This window comes from Pseudozobellia thermophila, from assembly GCF_900141855.1.
Lineage (GTDB): Bacteria > Bacteroidota > Bacteroidia > Flavobacteriales > Flavobacteriaceae > Pseudozobellia > Pseudozobellia thermophila.
This window is the reverse complement of the sequence record NZ_FQYU01000025.1, coordinates 1-2703: the sequence shown is the minus strand read 5'-3', so window position 1 is coordinate 2703 and position 2703 is coordinate 1. Positions and strand designations below refer to the sequence as shown.

The 2703-nt window shown below is 44.2% G+C and carries 4 protein-coding genes and 1 pseudogene; 4 read left to right on the top strand and 1 reads right to left on the bottom strand.

Annotated elements, in window-relative coordinates:
* The 4 genes from BUB37_RS21850 to BUB37_RS21165 form a co-directional block, all read left to right on the top strand.
* The coding region (locus BUB37_RS21850; protein WP_212635341.1) for a hypothetical protein at positions 1 to 190 on the top strand (190 nt) is incomplete at its 5' end.
* A gap of 32 nt (positions 191 to 222) precedes the next feature.
* Positions 223 to 609 carry an IS3 family transposase gene (locus tag BUB37_RS21175; RefSeq protein ID WP_072996071.1) on the top strand — a complete coding sequence of 129 codons (387 nt, stop codon included), beginning with the start codon at positions 223 to 225 and terminating at the stop codon, positions 607 to 609.
* Between the two features lie 176 nt (positions 610 to 785).
* Positions 786 to 1703 carry a hypothetical protein gene (locus BUB37_RS21170; protein ID WP_072996069.1) on the top strand — a complete coding sequence of 306 codons (918 nt, stop codon included), beginning with the start codon at positions 786 to 788 and terminating at the stop codon, positions 1701 to 1703.
* 159 nt (positions 1704 to 1862) lie between these two features.
* A complete protein-coding gene (locus tag BUB37_RS21165) occupies positions 1863 to 2144 on the top strand; it encodes a hypothetical protein (RefSeq protein ID WP_072996067.1) in 282 nt (93 codons plus the stop codon).
* Here BUB37_RS21165 and BUB37_RS21400 read toward each other — a convergent pair.
* Positions 2141 to 2257 (bottom strand): annotated as a pseudogene (locus BUB37_RS21400) (IS3-like element ISLbl2 family transposase); the annotation flags it as partial. The gene BUB37_RS21165 and the pseudogene BUB37_RS21400 overlap by 4 nt on opposite strands.
* Positions 2258 to 2703: the final 446 nt, after the last annotated feature.

Sequence of the window (2703 nt, the reverse complement as noted above, 5' to 3'; positions counted from 1 at the left end):
AGAGGAGGCACCAAAGCCTTCGGGACGAGACGCCTTCAACAATTTATCAACAAAGCAAGAGAAAAGCCGCGTGATGGTACAAAAGGGAAAAATAGGGTTGTCAACAAAAAAGGGAAGTTATGAGTCTCCCCCCGGACCCCCCTCTTTCAACACCATCATCAAACTTATTATTAAAGAATTATTGTCCTAAACATAGGGGTAAGCATAGAGGGAAGTTTCTCCATGCCGGGGATACGGGTGGTCGAGTGCCTTAGGGAGGCCATAGAGATTTACGGCAAGCCTTTGGCAATAAGGGTCGACAACGGTCCCGAGTTCCTCTCAAGGGTATTTGTCAACTATTGCGAAGTGGAGGACATCGAGATAAAATACATTCAACCGGGAAAGCCGAGCCAGAACGGTTATATCGAAAGGTTCAACCGCACCTATCGAGAGGACGTATTGGACAGGCACCTGTTCAGGGACATCGAAGAAGTCAATTATGAGACCCAGAGGTTCAAGAAAGAATACAACCATTTCCATCCCCATAAATCATTGGGAAGGAGCAGTCCAAAGGAATATTTGGAGAAATTTTCAAAGGGCCAGGCCCCTTTGAAACATCATTTTGTTTAATTTAACCGCTGTACGAAAAGGGGTAAGTCTTCATTACCACCCTACCTTTAAAACTATTCGTTTTAAGGCACAAACTAGAATATTCACCCTTGTGGCACCCTCTTCGCAGACCAGAGCTAGCGGAGGTCCCACTTCAAGGGTTTTATCCTAAAAATAAACCGTTCAAATTTTAAGAAATGAAACATATAATAATATTACTTCTGCTCTGCACAGTAAGTTGTAGGCCACAAGACAAAAACAACGTACAATCAAAGAACAACTCCATGGAGAAAAAAAAAGAAATAACACCAATTATGTACGGGCTTGCCTTTAATTCTTACTTGCCCTTTGAGGTTTATCTGGACGACATACCGGTAAAAAAATGGTACCGCAACAGCCTAAATACCTTTATCGACCTCAACCCCTATCTGCTCGGCAATGGCGAACATACCATAAAAGTGGTCCTATTGCCCGATACTGGACAAGAAGATATGCTTATCGAGCCAAAGGACATGGTGATGAACAAACTCAAACTGGTACGCTTTGAAAAGCAGACTGTACCAGGGATGAGCCGTGCCAAGAACTATACAGAACTGCGTAGTTTTGACTTCCCCAAGCTCGATGCCCCCGTGCCACGACTGGAACAGGAATGGGACATCGATATCACAGACCTACCCTATGAGCTGGAGGGCTGGCGCAACAGCCAAGATCTTAGGTTGATGGACAGTAAAGAACTGGAAAAAAAGGTCGTTGGGTTTTATGAAAATTTGATAGAGCTACTTGATAAGGGCGAGGTAGACACCTATATGAATATGCTTTCAAAATTCTATGATGAGACCGATACGGTAGAATATCTTTCGAAAAAGGAATCGCAGCAGGAAAAGGACGAGATAAGGCAAGAACTTATAAATGAATCAAAAGGTTATATGCAGCCATTGACAAATTATTCGGTATTCATATATGCCAATGGAAGATTAGTGACACTTGAAAGAACCGACACCAAAAATTTAGGTGAGCCGGCATTAAGAACTAAAAAACCCAATGGCGAAGAAGTCTTTTATTATACTTATCTTCATCTACCAAATGATTCCAATGAGTTCGAGATTATAAGATAATTATATTCCCTGCTAGCCCTCGTTTGCAACGAGTGCCGTACAGCGTAGGAAACAACACTAAGAGCTATCTAAACATTTAGATAGCTTTTGTATTTATAAAAAAAGGGCTCTAGCAGAGTAAAATACATAAACGAAGAAGAATCCAGTTTTTGGGAAACCTTGGGCAAGGCGGTGTTGGTCGTCGACGCGGTCGCCTTGATCGTGGTTACCGGAGGTGCGGCCATTGCCGCCATTGCCGCCATAGCAGCAGCCTCGGGAGGACTGGCCACGGGTATAGCCGTAACCGTTGCCGCTTTGGAAGTTGCGGGGTGTCTTTTAACCGTAAAAGCACTTTATGACTACTCCCAAGACGGTGATGAAGAAGCCTTATTTAAAGAAGTTGCCCTAGGGTTCTTATTTTTGGGTGCTGGGAATGTAAGCCCCCCAGATAGAACTGCTTAGTTTTCTAAAACTTCATTAAAGTTATTGTTTTTAATTCTTTTGGGACTGGCCCCAAAAGAATTAAGTTCCGCGTATTTTACGGGCGGTGTTTTACCCAAGGCATCGTGGGGCCTATTATTCCATGGTATTTCGAAATAAGGAGCCAAGCTCCGTTAAAAAACCACGTTCATGCCCGTTTTCAACCGAGCAAATGGCGTACAGAGAAAATAAACGGGACGTGACCATGACCGCACCCGCTATCTAACATCTAAAGCAGGTTTTGCTTTTAGGGAGGCCCACGGCACCGGCGACCATCGACCGGACCGCCCTCCCATTACTTTGTGAAGGTGTCCGTAACTTACTGACTTCTTGTCGAAAACGCCCCCATATATTTGTCCACCCTGAAGCTTATTGTTATTTTAACTTTTAAATAAACACTACCCTATGTCTATAATAGTAAACAGCAAGCTCCTTGTCGGGGGCGGGGAATTCCTGCCCAATTCGAGCTACAGCGTCACCGTAGAACAGTCCATTGGAGGGCACAGCGCTTTCCGCATCGCATTTCCCGCAAACGCCACCG